A 19816-nucleotide genomic window follows, 5' to 3' on the forward strand; every position below is an offset into this window, starting at 1 on the left:
CGAAATTTTTTCTTTGGACACATCTAAACCGATGAATTTTGTGGTAGACTGCATAGTGATAGCTCTCCTTTGCTGTGTAGCTCTGAAATGGTGGTATTGACACTTTCCATTTTAACCTACGATGCTCAGCAATATGTGGGGGCTATCCTTGTTTACGTTCATCATAGCTAGAAAATAAAAACATGTAATTTCCCCCGATAACGTTTCTGAAGATCGTTAGACTTCAAGAACATACATGTCTATTCCTAATGGCCCGGCACATACTGACCATTTTCGGTTGACCTTGAGTAATCTCGCACAGTCCAGGCTATTGCTACATATGCTAACGTACAGATGAATTATGCAAAAGGAGGAGATTCCTTTGCCTCAATGGCTCTGCAACCAGCTTATGCGAGCGTTTCACAAAAAGGACAGTCGCCAGATCAAGCTGCTGAACGAATGCTGGTATTTCTATCGCAGCAAGCCTGCGAACAGTTCGCAGCGCAGCGTGGAGAATGAAATTTAAGCTGGCCTTTCAAAAAAGCTGGCCTCCCCTGATGATTTCTGCTTTAACCTGGTTTTGCGCTTCGGGCTGGCCTTATTCCGGCATCACCTCGCCGAGCGCCTCACCTCAGGGCTTGAGCTCCTCCTCCATTCCATACCATGTCACACCAAAGCAGCCATTCCGTATCAGAGCATAACGGACGTAAATACTTAACAGCAAACAGCCTTCCCGATTCGGGAAGGCTGTGCCCTTTCATGCGTTCACAATATCATATGCTAGTCATGCTCAGTACGCTTCACATCTCCACCATGGTGCCCGCACATCACATCATGCCATACCTTTTCTCTATTCCCTGCTCGCACACCACATGACCTACGGCCATTTTCGCTGCACGTTCAGTCATCCAGTCAGGCTTGCGTATCGTTCCAGGGCTGAAGAATCGAGCTACAGAGTTACTTTGCAGATGCGGGTTTTTTCATGGTCAGGCCAACACGACCCTTTTTGGTATCCACATTCATAACCCAAACCGTTACATTATCACCAACAGATACGACATCCATCGGATGTTTGACATACCCGTTACTCAGCTGAGATATATGAACCAGCCCGTCGCTCTTGATCCCGATGTCCACGAAAGCACCGAAGTCAATTACGTTGCGCACAGTGCCCTGCAGCTCCATACCTTCCACCAGATCTTCAATTTTCAGCACATCCGTGCGGAAGATCGGCAGCGGCATCTCTTCACGCGGATCACGACCAGGACGCTGCAGGCTGTCCAGAATATCGCGCAGCGTAGGCACACCTACATTGAGCTTCACAGCCAATTGCTCTGTCTGTTGCTCAGACAGGAGCACGGATAATTCTTTGCTTCCAAGCTTGTCCAGCTCGATCTGAAGCTCCTTGAACAGCTGGTCTACAACCTTATACGATTCAGGGTGAATTGGCGTGCGATCCAGCGGATTCTCCCCTTCTGAAATGCGCATAAAGCCTACGCATTGCTCATATGTTTTGGCACCCAGACGAGGCACCTTCTGCAGCTGACGACGGTTCGTGAAGCGTCCATTCTCTTCACGATATTTAACGATGTTTTTCGCAATAGTTGCATTGACCCCGGCTACATAGGACAGCAAGGAAGGCGAAGCCGTGTTTACATCGACGCCGACATGGTTAACCGCAGATTCCACAACCGCCTTCAGGCTCTCTTCCAGAACCTTCTGGGACACGTCATGCTGATACTGACCTACACCGATTGCCTTTGGATCAATTTTGACCAGCTCAGCCAGTGGGTCCTGCACTCGGCGAGCAATCGAAGCCGCGCTGCGCTCAGCAACATCCAGATCAGGAAACTCCTCTTGGGCAAGCTTGGAAGCGGAATACACACTTGCACCAGCCTCGTTAACAATCAGGTACACCAGGCTTTCGTCGCCGTTCTCCTGAATAATCTCGGCTACAAACTGCTCCGTTTCCCGTGATCCGGTTCCGTTACCGATAACGATCAATCCGATATCGTACTGCTTGATCATGCGGTGGAATACCTCCGCTGCTTCCTTTTTCTTGTTGTGCGGAGGCGTCGGGTAGGTTACAGCCACCTCCAGCAGCTTGCCTGTATCATCTACAACCGCCAGTTTACAGCCTGTACGATACGCAGGATCGACACCGAGTACACGTTTACCATGAATCGGTGGCTGTAACAACAGGTTGCGCAGATTTGCAGAGAATACCGAAATCGCCTGATTCTCCCCTTTTTCCGTCAGTTCAGCACGCACTTCACGCTCAATGGAGGGTGCAATCAACCGTTTGTATGCATCCTCCATCACAGCACGCAAAATGTCCTGTACCGCAGAAGCTCCGCGGATAATCTGTCCCTCCATATGACGGTGAGCCGGCTCGGACGGAACATCCAGCCCAACCTTGAGAATACCTTCGCGCTCTCCACGGTTAATCGCAAGAATACGGTGTGGCGGCATTTTTTTTGCTAATTCTCGATAACTATAATAATTCTCATATACCGACTCCTGCTCGGTATCTTTGGCCTCTGAAGTCAGCATGCCATGATCCAGCGTATATCTGCGAATCCAGGCACGAATGGCTGCATCATCGGCAATGCTTTCAGCGAGAATGTCCTTCGCCCCTTGCAATGCAGACTCCGCATCGTCAACGCCCAGTTCTGCATTGATGTAACGCGCAGCCTCTTGAAGCACTTCTCCCTGCTTAGGCTGTTCCCAGATCCATACCGCAAGCGGCTCCAGACCTTTTTCCTTCGCGACACTGGCACGGGTTTTCCGTTTCTGACGATAAGGACGGTACAGATCCTCCACTTCCTGCAGCTTGACCGCTTGGGTAATGGATTTCTCCAGCTCTTTGGTAAGCTTGCCCTGCTCCTCTATAATACGAATGACCTCCAGCTTGCGGTCCTCCAAGTTACGAAGATATACGAGCCGTTCTTCGATCTGGCGCAGCTGATTTTCATCCAATTCTCCAGTCATTTCTTTACGGTAACGCGCAATAAACGGAATCGTATTACCTTCTTCCAGCAGTTCCGACGTCGTGCGGACCTGCTTCAAAGACAGTGACAGTTCCTTGGCTACCTGTTTGATGATTCGTTCTTGGCGTTCCGCCTTCAATGTTTCTTCATTGGGTCCCAGAACCGTTTCCTGATCAGACAAATAAATCCCTCTTTCCTTCCTGAATCGTTCATGCTTCTCATTTCAGGGCAGCTCTGCTGCTGTAATAACAGTAATAGTTGATCGTATAAGCTCATCCAGCTTAGTTCACACTCTACCCTATATTATCACAAAATTGCGTTTAAATTTCTATCCTTCCGCAGGCATGCTTCCCGTTGCGTTGTTATGCTATCTTTCATACTTCCCCGTCAGACAGAAAAAAAGACCAAGAACGTCACCATGGACGCCCTTGATCTACATCGTTCTAAACGTTATTCATTTCGTATTACACACGTTCAAAGCGGAACATTTCGCTCAGATAGTCTCCCGACTCGCTACCTACAGCAATACCGCCGTACATCAAGGCATCGCCTGAGAATGTCTCTGATCCGCCTTTCAGACGATAGTCGGCATCCGGTTCAAGTCCTTTCAACTTCAAACGCTGAAGTTGTGCATTCGGTTCAGAGAGCACACGGAAGTAGAATACAATCACTTCACTGCCGTCCTGTGAGATAAACATCCATGCCGTCTCATTGCCTTCAAACGGGCTAAGCAAACGGCGGAATTTACCATATTGCACAGTGCTGCGAATTTCCTTGTACAGCTCAACCTGCGCCTTCACAATCGCATTCTCTTCCTCGGTGAACTTGGTCAGATCCAGCTCATACCCGAAGTTGCCTGACATGGCAACATGACCGCGAATTTCCAAAGACGTGATCCGGTTCACCTGATGATTAGGCACAGCTGAAATATGTGATCCCATGGAGCTGACAGGGTATACAAGACTTGTCCCGTATTGAATCCGCAAACGGGAAATCGCATCCGTATTATCGCTGGTCCATGCCTGAGGCATGTAGTACAGCATACCCGGGTCAAAACGTCCACCACCGCCAGAGCAGCTTTCGAACAAAATATTCGGGAAGGCAGTAACGATACGCTCCATTACTTCATACAATCCGAGCATGTAGCGATGAGCCGTTTCACGTTGTCTGTCCGCCGGTAGCAAGGCAGAGCCCACCTCTGTCATGCTTCGGTTCATGTCCCATTTCACATAAGTGATTGGTGCAGACCCCAGAACATCGGATAGCATACGCACGATCTCGTCACGCACGTCCTGACGGGAGAAGTCCAGCACAAGCTGCTGTCTTCCTTCGGTGCGGCGGCGATCCGGCACATGCAGACACCAGTCGGGATGCGCACGATACAGCTCACTGTCTGGCGAGATCATCTCCGGCTCGAACCACAGACCAAACTGCATATCAAGACCTGTTACACGGTTAACGAGATCATCCAGCCCCTGAGGCAACTTGTTCTTGTCTACAATCCAGTCCCCCAACGACGAGTTGTCGCTGTCCCGATGACCGAACCAGCCATCATCCAGCACGAATAATTCAATGCCCAGCTGTTGACCGGCACGTGCAATCTGCTCGATTTTGTCCGCATTGAAGTTAAAATACGTTGCCTCCCAGTTGTTTACCAGCACCGGACGCTCCGCATTACGGAATTGTCCACGTGCCAGACGTTCACGGTACAGCTCGTGGTAGGATTGGGACATACCATCCAGACCAGTTGCTGAGTAAACCATCACCGTCTCCGGTGTCTGGAACGATTCCTGCGGCTCCAGCTTCCAGCTGAATTCAAACGGATTGATACCAACCGATACACGTGTCGTAAAGAACTGGTCCACTTCCGCCTGTGCGGTGAAGCTTCCGCTATACACTAGACTGAAGCCGTATACTTCGCCATGATCTTCGTCCGTTCCCGGTGTCATCAGGGCAATAAACGGATTCTGCTGATGACTGCTGGCTCCCCGGCGGCTCTCAATGCCCTGCAAACCGGAAGCGAGCGGACGGCGAACGATATCACGTTCACGGGTCCATGCACCAGAGAGCTGAAGAAGCTCATAATTCGCATGTGGCAGATCTACCGAAGAACTAAGAGCACGCAGCACATTAACCACGTTAGCGCTCTCATTTACGATACGCATCGAACGTGTAATTGCATTAAAGGCAGTGAACGCAGTATACATCAGTTCAATTTTAACGCCGGACACCTTGTCCTGCATCTCGATAATCAGTGTGTCTGCTTCATCCTCGGATTCAACATACGTTGCAGGAAGTCCCGCTAACGCCTCTTTCCCTTTGACCACTCGGTGAGTCTTATACGTAAACTCGGATACCGATGAGCCATTCTCCAGCTCCAGTTGAACTGCCGGGTTGCGGAAATCACTCGTACCATAGACGGGCAGCTCCACTGGCAGGGTATCAAACGAGATTGTGCGATCCTCAGGCACCGGGTTTGGGCTGAAGGATGCTCTTTCCGTCCGTACATGAAGCCAGCTCAGGTCGGTATCACGCAATTTTTTGCCATAATACAAATGCACCAAATATCCCGAAGGCAGCACTTGAAGTACGTAACTCGCCTCACGGGTCTGTAAATGGAACTGAAGTTTGTCTTGATTGATGTAAATGCTCATATGTCTCCTCCATCTATCTATATAGGTCTTTCGGGTAAACGGTTTCTCAGGTTTCATTATAGCGAAAATATAATCATTGTTCTACGCTTTCATGCATTTCATCACTTATTAATCAAAAGAGCGCACAACACCTCGAAAGGTATTATACGCTCTTCTGATTACATTCTGAAATTGTGTGTTCCCTCGCAGGAACATCCGTTGTCTACGAACAGGCCGGAACGTGCAAATAGCACACTCCTGTCGCCCTAAAAATCAATCAAGCCCAAGCTGATCTGCAACGCTTCGTTGACCAATTTCATGGTCTCCTCATCCAGATGCGTAATCTTGTCAGTCAGCCTTTGCTTATCAATTGTCCGAATCTGTTCGAGCAAAATCACCGAGTCCCGGTCAAAGCCATGCGCAGCCGCATCAATCTCGACATGCGTTGGCAGCTTTGCCTTCTGAATCTGAGCGGTAATAGCCGCCACGATACACGTTGGACTGAACCGGTTGCCGATATCGTTCTGGATCACCAGAACCGGCCTGACTCCACCTTGCTCGGAACCGACAACGGGAGAAAGATCCGCAAAAAAAACGTCACCACGTTTTACGATCACTGTCTACACCCCGCTAACTAAGCGGTCCAGAGTGCTGTCCGCATCTTCCTCCGCGTGAAAGGCTTCGGATGCCATGGTCAGATTAATCTTCGCCATCTCCATGTATCCTCGCTGCATTGATTCACGGATATAACGTTTCTTCCGCTCCGTCAAATACAGCTTCATTGCTTGCCTAATCAATTCGCTGCGGTTGGAATTCTCCAGCGCTACGATGCCATCCACTTCCTGCAAAAGATAATCAGGCAAACTGATCATAATCCGCTTGGTGTTCTGCAAGTTGGCCACCTTTCTTCCACCCCCACAAACCTTTCGCCATTGTGAACCAGTATTACGCTTTTCCAGAACTTTTATACAAAGGAATATATATGCCCCGCGTATATCAAGTATGCTGTACTCCATTATAAACACGGGAAACATTATTCGTACAGACCAAACATCGCATTTCAGAATTTAAATCCGAATATCGTACATAATTCGCGATGCGCCGACAGTTTTCCTTCTGTTCTGAAAAAAAGTTTGCTGGTAATCATGTGCAATTAGCGAATCAGCTTGTCAAAAGTGGATTCATTCTGGCGACGATCTCTCCACCACGGGTATACACCCGGGGAATGCGATGTGCCATCATGCAGATCACTTCATAGTCAATCGTACCTAGCTGGTCTGCCACCTCGCTGGCGGTAATAACCCCGTCCAACTGGTGACCGATGAGAACAACCTCTTCGCCGGCTTGAATTTCTTCCGCCTCCTGTGCGAAAGATTGCAGCGACACCATGCACTGGTCCATGCAGATTGTACCTACAACCGGAACGCGTCGGCCACGCACAAGGACTTGTGCTTTACCTGTCAGCATTCTTGAAAATCCATCTGCATATCCGATAGGCAAGGTCGCTATTCGTTCATTTTCCTGCGTAAAATAGCGGGTTCCGTAACTGATTCCCCAATGTGGGGGCAGTGTTTTAACCAGAACCGCTTTGGTCTTCAGTGTCAATACCGGGAGCAGCTTCACTACCTGATGATTCACCTCAGTGGAAGGATAAAGCCCATACAGGCTGATGCCTACACGCACCATATCATACGATAATTCAGGTGTATCAATAGCAGCGGCACTGTTCGCCGTATGTATGATCGGGATGACACACCCCTGATCCCTAAGCGTCTGTGCAACGCTCTGGAATCGTTGATACTGCTCCAGTGTATAGGTCTTGTCTTGTTCATCTGCTTTGGCATAGTGAGTAAACATACCTTCAAGCATAACCTGATCCAGTGAGGACACTTCCTGTATAAATTCGATGGCCTCATGGTCAGGCAACAGACCCAGTCTGCCCATACCGCTATCAATTTTGATATGCACTTTCAGCTTGTTTGCAAATGTACCCGCGTCTTGTTGTTTAATCGCTTCAAGCACTTCTCTGCTAAACAATGTGATGGTTACATCGTGTTGCCACGCAGCAGCGATTCCCTCAGGCGGCGTATACCCCAACACCAGAATCGGACTTGTAATACCGTGCAGACGCAGTTCAAGCGCTTCGTCAAGAAAAGCCACGCTTAAATAATCCACACCCAGTCGTTCCAGTTCTCGGGCAGTCTCCACCGCGCCGTGCCCATAAGCGTTAGCTTTAACACAGGCGAGAAATTTTGTCCTCTCAGGCAAAGCTTCACGGAAAGCCGTTACGTTGCTTCGCAGATGATCCAAATTAATCTCCGCCTGAGTCGGCCGATATTGTCCTTGCACGTTAAGTCACCTTCTCTAATCTTCTTAATCCGGCTCACGTCAGACTCCATCGTAATGCTACAGCATGTGACTGTCAAATGAACAGAAATTTCACAGCTCTGCCCCTATGCTGCGTGAGTCTGCTGATCACCCTAATCAAGCACAGAAGAAGACCATCAAACGATATAATCTGTTGCGTCCTGAATGTAGGGCGCACCTAAATTATATTCTGCTTACATCGACTTATTACCCGCTTCAGTCCGCATAGAAGCGTGTTTTGTTTATTTAGATTGGACTTGGCGGGTCTTCTGTGCTGAAACGAAACAGAGCACCGGAGAAACGATATCTCCGATGCTCTTTAGCATTCCTTATGACCAGACCGCTATGCGTGTCCTTTTATTTACCTGACTCTTCCTGCATGGAGGTCGCAATACGCACCATCTCATTCTCAGGCAAATCGGCGCTGGTAATGCGGTACTCCACGCCATCGACGGTCCATGTCAGTGTCTGTAAGGCATCTCCGCTAATCATACCCGCGGTGAATCCCAGATCAACCAGACGTGAAGGAGCAAGGGACACGGCGCGATCTTGAGGTCTTGCTTCAAATATCGTGTAGTTATAAGTTCCCTCGTAACGAAGCAGGACGGAATAGTCTCCGGCTTCCTCCAAAATCTGATCATCCTTCAGTTTGACTCCTTCGGGTGCATAGGTTGGCTGAATGACACCAAAGCTGTCTGATTCTTTCGGTTCAGCCAAGGTAGGCTCTTCACCGTTCTGCTCACTTGCTGCTCCTGATGAACCTTCACTACCTTCTACTGCTTGCTGCCCAGACCCTTCACTTATACCAGATTGCCCGTCACTGACAGCTCCGTCTGCACCTTGCTTAGCCTGTGGGTCGGCAGGCTGCTGCGCTCCCGCATCATCCGTTTTCTCACCCGGAGCCACACCTGCATCTGTTCCTGTTTTATTGCCCTCTTCCGTTGCAGCCGTCATATTACGCTGCATATCAAAGGCATCTTTGCCAAAATCAGCTCCGAATTTGAAGCTATCAAATTTCACGTCTACAACAACATTGGCATTGGAGTCGGATACCTCCACCTGTTTCGGAGCGTAATCACTTTTGTTCAGCCAGATTTTCTGTCTGACCAGTGCATGTGTATTGTAGTTGGCTGCGACATCAAATACATAGCTCTCTTTTTCATCTGCAAACTGACGGGTTGTATCTCCGGTAATGCTGCGAATCAACGTTTCGTACAAATACACCTGACCCTGATTATCCGGCCAATCGCTTTGGAAGCGGAAGCTTTTGTTTTGACTCGGTGTCAGTACAAACACGCCTTCATCATTACGGAGCACAATCTGCGTGATGTCCTTCTTGGCATTGGTCAGAGCAATACGATAATAGGAAGGCTTCTGATGCCATACCTCGACCTTGTACTGCTGCGGTGTTTCTCCGGTATGCAGCGTCATGACGCCTGCTCCCTGGTAACTCTCCATCTCTCCAACGACTTCGTTCAGATCCTTGACCACAGCTGCCGCATCCTTCTTCCCGCAGGCGGCAAGTAAGGCCGATAAGACCAATACCATGGCAAGCATCCATGATATTCGGCGCATGACATCATCCCCTTTAGCACATGTTTTCACTTCAGGATTGTGCATACAGCAGAACCCCTACTTGATTAGTACATGTTATGAGGGACTTGTTCGATATATGCGGACTAGTTTGACAAGCAATGCCCGAGGCTGTGAAAACACAGGATAAACAGGCAACTCCGTCAGATTTGCTCGTACTTGAGACGGATCAGGGGCTGCAGACGAGATTGAACAATATGGACATGCCTATGCAATAGGTTGGCAAGCATACGTTCTCCGTCTCATTCGCCCTGTTTGGTTTGCATATGGATTTCACATTTGAAGTCAACGAGGATCAGCATGCAGCTTCAGTAGCCGCACCTTTTGTGCTTGAGCCCCATGCCAAACCAATTGTGTTTACCAGACTCACAAAACAAAACGTAAATAATCATTATCATTTTGTTTATTATAGTTTACATTTTAATAATAATCATATACATTATGTGCATGGAGGTGAGTATGTGGAAGAATTACATAATCATGTTCGGGAATTCCGGGCGAGAGACCGTTTGTCCCAGGCTGAACTGGCAAAACTTATCGGTGCATCGCGTCAAACGATTGCTTTGATTGAACGCGGAGATTATTCTCCCTCCGTTGTTCTGGCTTTGAAAATAGCTCATGTTTTCGGCGAGTCCGTTGAAAAAATATTCGAGTTGAAAGGTGGATATGCACATGAATCAGACAGCTAATTCCCCATCCTGGAAAAAAAGAATGCGGCTTCCGCTCTATGCAGCTGGCGGTGCTGTTGTTGGTTTCAGCGTCTCGGCTACACTAAGGAAACTCCCTTCTGACCTGAACTGGACCTTATCCGTGTATTACGATTACGACCTGCTATTTGCCCTTGTCGCTCTGGTCGTACTTGTGACACTGATCTGGAACATCATCAGTCTCGCTCGTACACCATCGGTTCGTCCAGAAGAAGATGAAGCGGATTATACAGGTAACGATAGCTCCTTGATCTCTCCTGCCGAGCGTTCACTTAGCAGTGCCATGATGGTTAACACGTTCAGCATCATCTCCTCATTTGCCTGGGCCGCACTGTCCCTGTCATTATTTGCATCCAGCAGACATCTGTCTCAGTCTCCGAACCTCTTTACACTTGGAAATCTGGTGGTGGCCTGTATTGCTGTAATCATTGTCGTTGTAATGCAGAGTCTGACGATCAAGCGTTACAATCGTTACAGGCTTGTTCACAAGGATTTCTCCTTGTATGAACAAGCCTTTCTGTTATGCAATTAAAGAGGATATATGTGTGTTTCCGTTACGCTGATCAAACTTGGTAGCAACTGTCCGGGCATATTCTTCAAAATAATCTGCGAGCTTGAGCAAATCTCCCGGATCTCCCTCATACGGGAAGGAAGCTGGCAGACGCAGGCGATACCCTTCTGAGTCTTTTTCTTCAGTCCAGCGCCGCAATAACGGAGCGGCCTTCGCATAATACATCATTTTGGCATACACGTCTTCATGCTCTGCTGCGAGCACCAGTGTTTCTTCGAGAATATCAATGCCTTTGGCTGGATTAGTCAGTGTGAGATATTCAAGCTGCTCGGCAAAGCTTTGCACGAAATCATTTTCGCCTTTGATCATACGATACCCCTTGACCTGATGTTTATCGGCCTCCTCCGTCTGCCCCAGACGATACAGCGGCATCAGCACTTCGGACAAGGTCAGATGTGGGATCTCTGCACAACTCATACGTCCTTTGAGAATAGGCTTTGCAGCCTCCAGCACCTTCTCGTCGTCGCCTTTTAATATATAATAACGCATAATCTCATCCTGCTCACACGCCTCGCAGTCACTCATGTAATCACGGTCTAGCGTTCTGAACCTGTCATAGCTGCGCCCCGCTTCCTCCAGCTCTCCAAAATCCATAAAGATGCGGAAACGATAATACCAGTAAGAGCGCTCACTGTAACCATAAGACTTGAATCGCGCTCCGAAGTCCTCCAGCAGCTCCATGATCTTCTCGCGTGAGATTTCCGGGAAATCGGGCATTTTGCCAAGAATCCATTTATAAGACCACAACAACGTTTCTTCATCATATCGCTCTGGCTGCTGATCAAACTTGCCTAGCTGCCAAGAGAAAGCAATCAACGCTTTCATCGGATACCCGCAGAAGGTTGCTGCGTCCACTATCTCCGAGCGTGCTTCATACGCCTCTTCGACCATGCCATTAACATCGGCTACTCTCGCTGCTTCCTCCAATAATCCAAGCTTCGCGGGACCATTTGGCAGATGGTAGGCCTCTTCCATCAAATCTTCAAAATCCATCTCTGTCTTCATCAGGCATCTCCCTCATGATTTGTATTTGCGCGTAAACCCCAATCTATAAACCGTACAATGCCCTGGTTCAGCACCTCAAGCTCCTGCTTGTTCATGGCATAGTGCCCCATCATTAGGGCGTTAACATACAACATCTCGATAGCAATCGGTGTCATCTGGTTATCCGGTGTATTCAGCACCCGTTTGATAATCGGATTATTCACATTCAGATACAATGTGGAATATCCGGCGGAATGAATTCCCGCTGAGAGAGAGCCAAGAACGGAAGAGAACAAGTCTGTGCTCTCTTCGCCCGCTTTTTCCAGCGCACGCAGCGTGGATGACTCCTGCGAAAGGGTAAACAATACTGGCAGATCGGCTGGCTTGAAGCCCTTCACCTCTGCCCGGCAGCGGAAACGCTGCAGCGCCGAATCTGCCAGGCGCAGAGCGTCATAATACCGGTTACGCTCAGCTGGTGCGACATCCGTAAACGTCATGGAGACTTCATCCGGCTGCAGCCGCTCAGTCTGTACGTTATGCAAAACAACAGGCAGCGTAGCCATCAGTTCCTTATCGTAGATATAACCTGCGTTCACAACCAGCATGGACTGGGCAGAGGCCACATGGTGAATCTGACGGTACTCATCAATGGAGCCAGTGTAATACAGTGTCTCTCCTTCATCAATCAGCTCACCCAGTTCCCGGTGTCCTCTCGTTGTCTCGAAGGGCAGCCAGCGGTGAATCATTGCGTAGAACTCCTGGTCCTGAACAGCCAGCGCCTTCATCGAAAGAGCGTGCAGACGAATCAGCTTCTGCAGCCGTTCAGTCTGCTGCTCAGCCATCTCGGCTAGTCCCATCCGAAGGGCGTCTCCGAGCTCGGAGCGCACTTCCTCCAGCTTTTCATTTTCATAAAAATGCTCTCTTGAAGCTGTTGGCTGCAGTTCATCCGTCCAGATCAGGCACTTTACAAAGAAGGCCCAGTCCGGCAAAATATTCTCCGCTTTCTCCGAAATCAGCATACGCTTCAGGTACACCCGATGAGACCGCTTCGCGTTAAGATTCACTGCATGCGGCAGCACATACGCGATCCCTCCTGTACGTCCCGAAGCTGTCGTCAGCGGGATAAAATCCTGAAACTTCTCACCAAGCAGACGTTCACCAAAAGAGAGCACCTCCGCCCGGCAGGAACGCGCCAGCTCAGGTCGTGTAAGCCAGATCGGGGAATCGTTGTTCACTACCGACTGGACCCCGTCGTGAATCAATGTGACTGGATAAGGCAGCAGAGCACCGTAATAAAATAACGCTTCCTTCACATACTCCGCTTCAAAATAGTGTGCTGCCTCTGGCGTGCAACGCAGATATACTCTCGTTCCTGGAGACAATTGTGTGTCCAGCTGTCTGATCGTATAGGTACCGTCCGGCTTACCGCGCCACTCCATCGACGGACCGCCCTTGACCGATTGCGTTAACATCACAATCTCATGACTGACCATGAAACAGCTAAGAAGCCCGATGCCAAAACGCCCGATAAACGAGGTCTCGCCATCCAGCAGCGCCTGCTGCCCACGCTTCGACGATTGTCCAATCATCGCCAGAAATTCATGAATGTCCGCTTCGGTCAGGCCTACCCCGTTGTCCTCCACCATCATCGTTAATTGATCCCCGGTTCCTGTCAGCTCGATCCGAGCTTCTCCCTGATATCCTGGCTCCAACTCCTTGCGAGCAGTAATCGCATCTGTAGCATTCTGCATCAACTCACGCAGAAATACTTTCGGACTGCTGTATAGATGATTCGATAAAATCTGGATCATTCCGCTCAGGTTCACCTGAAAACGATATTCGTTGGGTGTACTCATGAATCACTTCACCTTTCCTTCCAAGTCCAACACAGCAGTAACAGCTGAGATGCCGTTACACGACGTATAATGATGTGTTAGACGAATCCATTATGTAAGCATCGCAATAAGGACATGGATGCATAAATCAAAGACCACATTAAATATGGGCCTACACTCCATTAATCCATTAACAATAACAATGAAACGAGAACATAAGTCCTTCTTTTCAAGGATACCCTGTACAGCTTGTCAAAAAAACAAACCTTAGACCCGATTTGGTGAAATTTCCCGGGGAATTATGCACTGCAAACACGGGACTATAGAAGCAAAAAACTATTTCTTTAGTCTTACGTTGCACGATTTTTATTCTTACATTGAACGATTGGAGCCAGCTGCACGTATAATCAGCAAACTTAGGAATTGGACGGTGATTGTACATGATTGAAGTACGCAACATAACCAAACATTTCGGCACACAGCCCGCCCTTATGGATGTCAGCTTCACCATTCAGCAAGGAACCGTGACAGGTCTTATCGGACCTAACGGGTCAGGTAAAACGACCTTGATCCGCATCATGAACGGTGTACTTGGTGCCGACCATGGCCAAGTGATGATCCAGGGCATGAATACATCACAAGAGACAGAGAAGGTGCTTGCCATCTGCGGCACATTGACCGAACAAAGCGGCTTGTATGAAAATATGAGCGGTCGCGACAACCTGCTTTTCTTCGCTGATGCATTCGGATTAAAACAACCTGCTGAACGAATCAAGGAGCTGATTGAATTGCTGGAAATTCAGGACTATCAGCATCGTAAAGTTGGCACATATAGCACGGGTATGAAAAAACGGCTGGGCCTTGCCCGTGTATTGCTGCACCGCCCCTCTATTCTCTTTCTGGATGAGCCGACCAACGGTCTTGATCCTGATGGAATCCAGATGGTTCTGCGCATCATTCGCCAGCTGAATGCCGAGCAAGGCATGACCATTCTGATCTCGTCACATGTGCTGACCCAGTTGTCTGCTGTATGTGATCATTATATTTTTATGGAGAAGGGTCGTATTGTGGAGAAGGGTACCGAACAGGAGATTATTCTGCGTTATCAATCTGCACCTCGGCTGGAGGTGGAAGCAGATATGCCGAACGGCTGGAAGACCGGAATGTTCTCGCCTGAAACCGCTACTGCGCATACAGCCACGTTCCAGTTGTCCTCTCGTGAACAGATTCCACAGCTGCTTAGGCAGTTAACCGAGCGTGGTCAAGTGTATCAGGCGCGAATGGAAGGCAATGATCTGGAAAGCATCTACTTTGCCATCAGGGAGGCGAATGCTCATGAATAATCGTCAAGCATTGCGTGCGCTCATTCGTAAGGATATTCGTTCTGTCACATCCAGCGTGCAGTTGTGGCTGCCTATGCTGATTGTGCCCTTGATTATTGGCATCATCATGCCCTCTGCGTTAATCTGGGCAGCATCCAGCATGAATCTGCATTCCATTAACAATATCAACGTCATTTTGGAAACATTGAACAATTTGATGCAGGGCGGTCAGATGTCTTCTCTTGCTGCGATGACCACAGATAATCAGCGGATCGTATATTATCTGGGCTTGTACTTGTTCGCTCCGCTATTTCTCATCATTCCGGTGATGGTCTCCAGCATACTGACTGCAAATAGCTTCGCCGGGGAAAAGGAGCGCAAAACACTTGAGGCACTTTTGTTTACACCTATGAGCATGGACACATTGTTCAAAGGGAAGGTGCTCGCAGCTCTCATCCCCTCTATTTTATTATCCTGGATTACATTTATCCTTTATGGCATCATTGCCAATATTCTGATGTACCCTCTGTTCGACAAGCTGATGTTCCCGAACGTGAACTGGATCATTCTGATCCTCTGGGTTGTTCCGACCTGCAGTCTTGCCGTCATCCTGCTTAATGTGCTTATCTCCGCTAAAGTACGAGGGTTTCAGGAGGCCTATCAACTCGGCGGACTTGTCGTACTGCCCTTGCTGGGTCTGATTGCCGGTCAGGCAACGGGCATGTTGATGATTGGCCCCTGGATGCTTCTGGGCACCGGAGCCTTCATGCTGCTTGCGAGCTGGATACTGCTTCGACTGTTAACCATCTGGAATCGCCGCGAGCAGCTTGCGGAAAGTCAGATCTGAGCTGTGTGACAGACAATTTGTGTAGCCAAAAGAGGATTGGCTTATGGCATCTTTGTACTAGATGCGGGCTGTTCCTCTTTTGCCATTCTAATCACAACCCACTCAGGTTTTTATCCTAACAAATCTTCCATTGTTTACCGATATAAGCTACGATAGCAGAGAAAGCATTACATACATAACACGAATGAAAGGTGACGATGTTCAAATGAAGAAAAAGCCTGCATTTTTGCAGCGCTCCCTCTGCACATTAATGCTTCTGAGTTTATTTGCAGTCGGGGCATTAAGCGGAGGAGCCCATGCACAAGCAGCTTCACTAAGCCAATCGACAGTTTATTATGATTCGGATGGTGTGCTCTACAAAGTATCCGGTGATGGCAGCAAAGCAACAGAGGTATTACTTGATTTTGAAGGCGTGGATATGGTTGCTGCAGGATCGTATCTTTACTACACACAGACTCCTACCTCCACCACGCTGCTTCGTGTTCAGAATGATGGCTCCAGTGATGCAGCCGAGACCTTTGCTTCCGATATAATCAATTATTATGTAGACAACGGATTCATCTATTACCTGGACTCCAAGGGTACCATTTACCGTGTGAATGGTGATCAGAGCGCTTCCTCGGCTACCAAAATCACGGAGAAGGCAGATACGAATTATCCGCTTCTTGTCGTGACCAAAGGACGTGTTTACTACAATACACTGATTAACGGCAAAACCTGGGTTGCGTCCAAGGCCTCAAACGGCACAGGCACAGTGCAGAGTCTTGCAAAGGGCGCTTTAGAGAGTCGTTATTTTGTTAACTTCGCGAAAAATGAATTACAGCTTATGGTGAACACCAACCCTGACGAGCGCTTCTACTCTACCAAGGCAATTGTAATGTACAAAGCCAACTACAATACAGGCAAAGGCACAGCAGTAAATGCCAAAGCCAAGCTCGATGTAAACGCCGTGTATTCAGGTGGCTGGAGCAACAATCTGTATGTGTACAATAATGGAATTAGTCTGAACGAGGACAAGGAGTACAACTATACCAAAGGGAAAGCGTATGCCCTGACCACATCCGGCAAAACGTTCCTGCTTCACTCCAAAAGTGTGCGTGAGGTCAGTTCTGTGGGAAGCGACAAGGTCGTAATTATTGATGCGGACCAAAAAGCTTACGCCAAAATGGTCACGGCCACCAAGGTCAGCAAAACGACCAACCTGAATCTAAGCAATGTCACTTACATTATGAATCAATACATGAATGACAAGGCTGAGGTTGCTTACATCTCCGGCAAAAACGGACTCTATGCAGTCAACGCTGGACTGAAGGTCAGCAAAATTGCTGGCGAGGAATGGGACACCTTCCACATGCGTGATGATGTTCCGGGGATTTTCTACATTCATGCCAACGATGAATATCGTTTATATCATGCAGAGGCAAATGGAACAGGACAAAAGGCACTGAGTGATATTTTCCTGGACAACATCTTGTTGATTACACCTAATTAAGAGCGTCTATGCTACGATTGTTACGTGTATAACCATGTAAAGCTTAAAGCTAGAATAAGGGTGACTGATTCAGCCATAGTGCTGACGGTCATCCTTTTCTGCTTTTGGAATAAATGATCTGAATGATTTTAGTTTTATTGCTCGTTCTCCTTATGGTTTTCTTTTGCATTTTGGTTTTGTGTTTTTTTTGTCAAAATAATTTTTTCAAAACACCTTCCATTTGAGAATGATAATTGTTATCATTAAGAAAATAAGACAAAAGGATGGTCCGAATGAATGAATCGTATCCCCAACTAACCGAAACCTCTTCTCTGCCACTGCTCTCTTCAATGTGCCGTGTACGCCGCAGAAGACATTTTCGTGTCCAAGGCATGACGGTGACCCGGCCCATACTTTGTCTTATTTTACAAGGCAAAGGCCTGCTGGCTCTGGACGATATCGTGCATGAAGCACAAGCAGGAGAAATATTTATGATTAAGCCTGGTATAACGATTGAGGCAGTATCCCATTCGGAGATGACAGAATTTCTAATATTACGTATGGAACATATGCACATGAAGCGAGTACGTGGTCAATGGAAAATGACCCCTGCTCCCTCTCTGCCTTCGGATTGGCAGACAGGCAAAATACGAATTCGAAACGAACAGCAAGCAGCATTGCGCATGAGCAGGCTGTTTGATTCCTATCGCGGAGAGCATGCTGATCACTTTATCAGCATACATAGCCAGCTGCATGAGCTGCTGCACTTCCTGTCCGAGCACCGGCTGGAAGCTAACCTGGAAAAGGTAGACCCTGCGGTAGAGCGAAGCATTATATATATGCGACGTTTTATGAGTGAAGGCATCAGCATGGATCAACTGGCGAAGATTGCGGGATTGACTCCAAGTTCTTACTCTCGCAGTTTCAAGAAAGCCAAGGGCATGTCTCCTACCGATTATTTGAACCAACTGCGTATTGAGGAAGCCAAGAAACAACTGACAAAGGATCATTGCGTGCTCAAAGATGTAGCCGAATCACTCGGTTATGGCAATGAATATTATTTTAGCCGCAAGTTCAAACAGCTGCTTGGCATTGCACCAAGTATATATATGAAGAAACACAGATTGCGCGTTGCAACAGTGTCAAGCATCGGTCTGGATGAGCAACTATGCTCGTTAGGATTGCAGCCTGTTGAGGCACTGGATATGAGCTTTAATGCAAACATCAATCAATCCATTACAGCAACTGCGGCAAAAACCGTAGCGCAAACCAGCATAATAACAAACATGCTCGATCGGTTGCGCCGCGCCAAGCCGGATTTAATTATCGGAGATGCTTCCTGTGAGCTTTATAATGATCATCTGAAAAATATTGCCCCTGTCGTCATTATTGAAGCAACCGCCGATTGGAAGCAAACCTTTTTGCGTCTGGCAGAGCTGACTGGCCGCGAGCCGCAAGCCAAGCTCTACTTGAAGCAAATGGCGCTTCAACGTCTGGAAGCAGGAGTATCTCATACATCCCATCAGGAACGCAAACACACCGCTTGGGCAGAGCAAGCAAATACCCGCGCCGCCGCATGCGCATTACCGCCCCGTGGTAACACAGCGTGGATGCCTTCCCGTCGTATACTCAAAGGCAACCCGGTGGAGCCTGTGGTAGCCCGATCTTCCGTACATGTGAAACAGTCCACTCTACGTGTAATCGGACAATAATGCAAAGAGACCCTTTATATCAAAAGGGTCTCTTTGCATTGTTCCATTGCCGTTATAGTTGTTCTTTTATTTGCTCTTTACCTTCGTCTTTTATTTCTTCCCTGATCTCTTCTTTGGGAACAAGCTTATAGATCTCTTCATCCTCCATCGTATCAATAAGCCTGTCCAACCAGCGGTAGTATGCTTCCGCTTGCAAAACCTTGCGTTTATCTTCCGAAAGGATACGCAGAAGCTCGGCATCATGCTGCTCATCCAGGCCCTTCACAATGCGATTGATTTCGTCAACGGATTTGCGCAAAATTTGAAGGTTACTTTCCACTGCTTTTCTCCATTTAATCACGAAATAATCCGTAAAGGTCTGATGCCAGTCATACTCCACTTCATACAGATCTTTTCTGGAGCCTTTGCTCCACACCTTATTTACCATTTTCAGATCCAGCAGTGTGCGCACTCCGGTACTCATACTTGTTTTGCTCATTTCCATTTCCCGGCCCATATCATCAAGGGTCATCGGTTTGTCTGCGAAAAATAGCAATCCATATAAATGTCCCGTGGACAATGTTACGCCGTATAGATCCATATTGCGTCCAATGGCCTCAATCACGCGTTTACGGATCTTCAGCACGGTAGCCTGCTGATCCTCTTTCAAATGGTCCAAGCTCATGCTTGCAACCTCCATTCTGAACATTCCCAGTCTTGGCAAAATAATTACGGCATGTTCAAGCCTAGCTTACATACATGAGAAAGCTTCCAGCCGGACATCCTATAGGCCAGGAAACACCCTGTACCCAAATACTAATATTGG

The 19816-nt window shown here is 48.1% G+C and carries 16 protein-coding genes; 7 read left to right on the plus strand and 9 right to left on the minus strand.

Annotated elements, in window-relative coordinates; translation table 11 throughout:
* The first annotated feature begins 361 nt into the window (after nt 1–361).
* On the plus strand, nt 362–505 hold the full coding sequence (gene cmpA, locus DFQ00_RS27265; protein ID WP_110899573.1) for a cortex morphogenetic protein CmpA: 144 nt from the start codon (nt 362–364) through the stop codon (nt 503–505).
* A gap of 431 nt (nt 506–936) precedes the next feature.
* Here the strand turns inward: cmpA and DFQ00_RS27270 are convergent, their stop codons facing one another.
* The 6 genes from DFQ00_RS27270 to DFQ00_RS27295 form a co-directional block, all read right to left on the minus strand.
* Complete coding sequence (locus DFQ00_RS27270) at nt 937–3150, minus strand: Tex family protein (protein ID WP_110899574.1); 2214 nt, start codon at nt 3148–3150, stop codon at nt 937–939.
* A 283-nt stretch (nt 3151–3433) separates the two neighbouring features.
* Nucleotides 3434–5623, minus strand: a complete 2190-nt coding sequence (locus tag DFQ00_RS27275) for an alpha-galactosidase (protein ID WP_110899575.1) — start codon at nt 5621–5623, stop codon at nt 3434–3436.
* 245 nt (nt 5624–5868) lie between these two features.
* Nucleotides 5869–6219 (minus strand): type II toxin-antitoxin system PemK/MazF family toxin, encoded by a 351-nt coding sequence (locus tag DFQ00_RS27280; protein ID WP_024630714.1) that lies wholly within the window; start codon nt 6217–6219, stop codon nt 5869–5871.
* 3 nt (nt 6220–6222) lie between these two features.
* Entirely contained in the window at nt 6223–6504 is a 282-nt protein-coding gene (locus tag DFQ00_RS27285; RefSeq protein ID WP_024630715.1) for a CopG family ribbon-helix-helix protein, read from the minus strand.
* A 259-nt stretch (nt 6505–6763) separates the two neighbouring features.
* Nucleotides 6764–7951: an alanine racemase gene (alr, locus tag DFQ00_RS27290; RefSeq protein WP_110899576.1), complete on the minus strand. Its 1188-nt coding sequence runs from the start codon at nt 7949–7951 to the stop codon at nt 6764–6766.
* A gap of 375 nt (nt 7952–8326) precedes the next feature.
* On the minus strand, nt 8327–9544 hold the full coding sequence (locus tag DFQ00_RS27295) for an outer membrane lipoprotein-sorting protein (RefSeq protein WP_110899601.1): 1218 nt from the start codon (nt 9542–9544) through the stop codon (nt 8327–8329).
* Between the two features lie 479 nt (nt 9545–10023).
* Between DFQ00_RS27295 and DFQ00_RS27300 the strand changes: the two genes are divergently transcribed.
* The gene (locus tag DFQ00_RS27300; protein ID WP_110899602.1) at nt 10024–10251 is read left to right on the plus strand and encodes a helix-turn-helix transcriptional regulator; all 228 of its coding nucleotides are present in this window, start codon (nt 10024–10026) and stop codon (nt 10249–10251) included.
* Entirely contained in the window at nt 10235–10801 is a 567-nt protein-coding gene (locus DFQ00_RS27305) for a DUF3169 family protein (RefSeq protein WP_167433857.1), read from the plus strand. Before DFQ00_RS27300 ends, DFQ00_RS27305 begins: the two co-directional genes overlap by 17 nt.
* Here DFQ00_RS27305 and DFQ00_RS27310 read toward each other — a convergent pair.
* Both DFQ00_RS27310 and DFQ00_RS27315 read right to left on the minus strand, forming a co-directional pair.
* Complete coding sequence (locus tag DFQ00_RS27310) at nt 10790–11845, minus strand: hypothetical protein (protein WP_110899578.1); 1056 nt, start codon at nt 11843–11845, stop codon at nt 10790–10792. The two genes, DFQ00_RS27305 and DFQ00_RS27310, sit on opposite strands and share 12 nt — an antisense overlap.
* Complete coding sequence (locus tag DFQ00_RS27315; RefSeq protein WP_110899579.1) at nt 11845–13680, minus strand: HSP90 family protein; 1836 nt, start codon at nt 13678–13680, stop codon at nt 11845–11847. The genes DFQ00_RS27310 and DFQ00_RS27315 overlap by 1 nt, the downstream gene beginning before the upstream one ends.
* A gap of 419 nt (nt 13681–14099) precedes the next feature.
* Between DFQ00_RS27315 and DFQ00_RS27320 the strand changes: the two genes are divergently transcribed.
* The 4 genes from DFQ00_RS27320 to DFQ00_RS27335 all read left to right on the plus strand — a co-directional run bounded on the left by DFQ00_RS27320 (nt 14100) and on the right by DFQ00_RS27335 (nt 19011).
* Complete coding sequence (locus DFQ00_RS27320; RefSeq protein ID WP_146236233.1) at nt 14100–15002, plus strand: ABC transporter ATP-binding protein; 903 nt, start codon at nt 14100–14102, stop codon at nt 15000–15002.
* The gene (locus DFQ00_RS27325) at nt 14995–15828 is read left to right on the plus strand and encodes an ABC transporter permease subunit (RefSeq protein ID WP_167433858.1); all 834 of its coding nucleotides are present in this window, start codon (nt 14995–14997) and stop codon (nt 15826–15828) included. The genes DFQ00_RS27320 and DFQ00_RS27325 overlap by 8 nt, the downstream gene beginning before the upstream one ends.
* A gap of 184 nt (nt 15829–16012) precedes the next feature.
* A complete protein-coding gene (locus DFQ00_RS27330) occupies nt 16013–17320 on the plus strand; it encodes a DUF5050 domain-containing protein (RefSeq protein WP_208643830.1) in 1308 nt (435 codons plus the stop codon).
* Between the two features lie 272 nt (nt 17321–17592).
* Entirely contained in the window at nt 17593–19011 is a 1419-nt protein-coding gene (locus DFQ00_RS27335) for a helix-turn-helix domain-containing protein (protein ID WP_167433859.1), read from the plus strand.
* Nucleotides 19012–19063: 52 nt separating this feature from the next.
* Here the strand turns inward: DFQ00_RS27335 and DFQ00_RS27340 are convergent, their stop codons facing one another.
* Nucleotides 19064–19675, minus strand: a complete 612-nt coding sequence (locus DFQ00_RS27340) for a GbsR/MarR family transcriptional regulator (RefSeq protein ID WP_110899584.1) — start codon at nt 19673–19675, stop codon at nt 19064–19066.
* Nucleotides 19676–19816 lie beyond the last annotated feature (141 nt).

The sequence above is a fragment of the Paenibacillus barcinonensis genome (assembly GCF_003217495.1).
Lineage (GTDB): Bacteria > Bacillota > Bacilli > Paenibacillales > Paenibacillaceae > Paenibacillus > Paenibacillus barcinonensis.

Bases quoted from the DNA above. Each gene is read 5' to 3' on its own strand.
- DFQ00_RS27310 (WP_110899578.1), bottom strand. From the start codon at position 11,845: ATGAAGACAGAGATGGATTTTGAAGATTTGATGGAAGAGGCCTACCAT.
- DFQ00_RS27295 (WP_110899601.1), bottom strand. From the start codon at position 9,544: ATGCGCCGAATATCATGGATGCTTGCCATGGTATTGGTCTTATCGGCC.
- DFQ00_RS27315 (WP_110899579.1), bottom strand. From the start codon at position 13,680: ATGAGTACACCCAACGAATATCGTTTTCAGGTGAACCTGAGCGGAATG.
- DFQ00_RS27325 (WP_167433858.1), top strand. From the start codon at position 14,995: ATGAATAATCGTCAAGCATTGCGTGCGCTCATTCGTAAGGATATTCGT.
- DFQ00_RS27340 (WP_110899584.1), bottom strand. From the start codon at position 19,675: ATGAGCTTGGACCATTTGAAAGAGGATCAGCAGGCTACCGTGCTGAAG.
- DFQ00_RS27320 (WP_146236233.1), top strand. From the start codon at position 14,100: ATGATTGAAGTACGCAACATAACCAAACATTTCGGCACACAGCCCGCC.
- DFQ00_RS27275 (WP_110899575.1), bottom strand. From the start codon at position 5,623: ATGAGCATTTACATCAATCAAGACAAACTTCAGTTCCATTTACAGACC.
- DFQ00_RS27305 (WP_167433857.1), top strand. From the start codon at position 10,235: ATGAATCAGACAGCTAATTCCCCATCCTGGAAAAAAAGAATGCGGCTT.
- DFQ00_RS27335 (WP_167433859.1), top strand. From the start codon at position 17,593: ATGAATGAATCGTATCCCCAACTAACCGAAACCTCTTCTCTGCCACTG.
- DFQ00_RS27330 (WP_208643830.1), top strand. From the start codon at position 16,013: ATGAAAGGTGACGATGTTCAAATGAAGAAAAAGCCTGCATTTTTGCAG.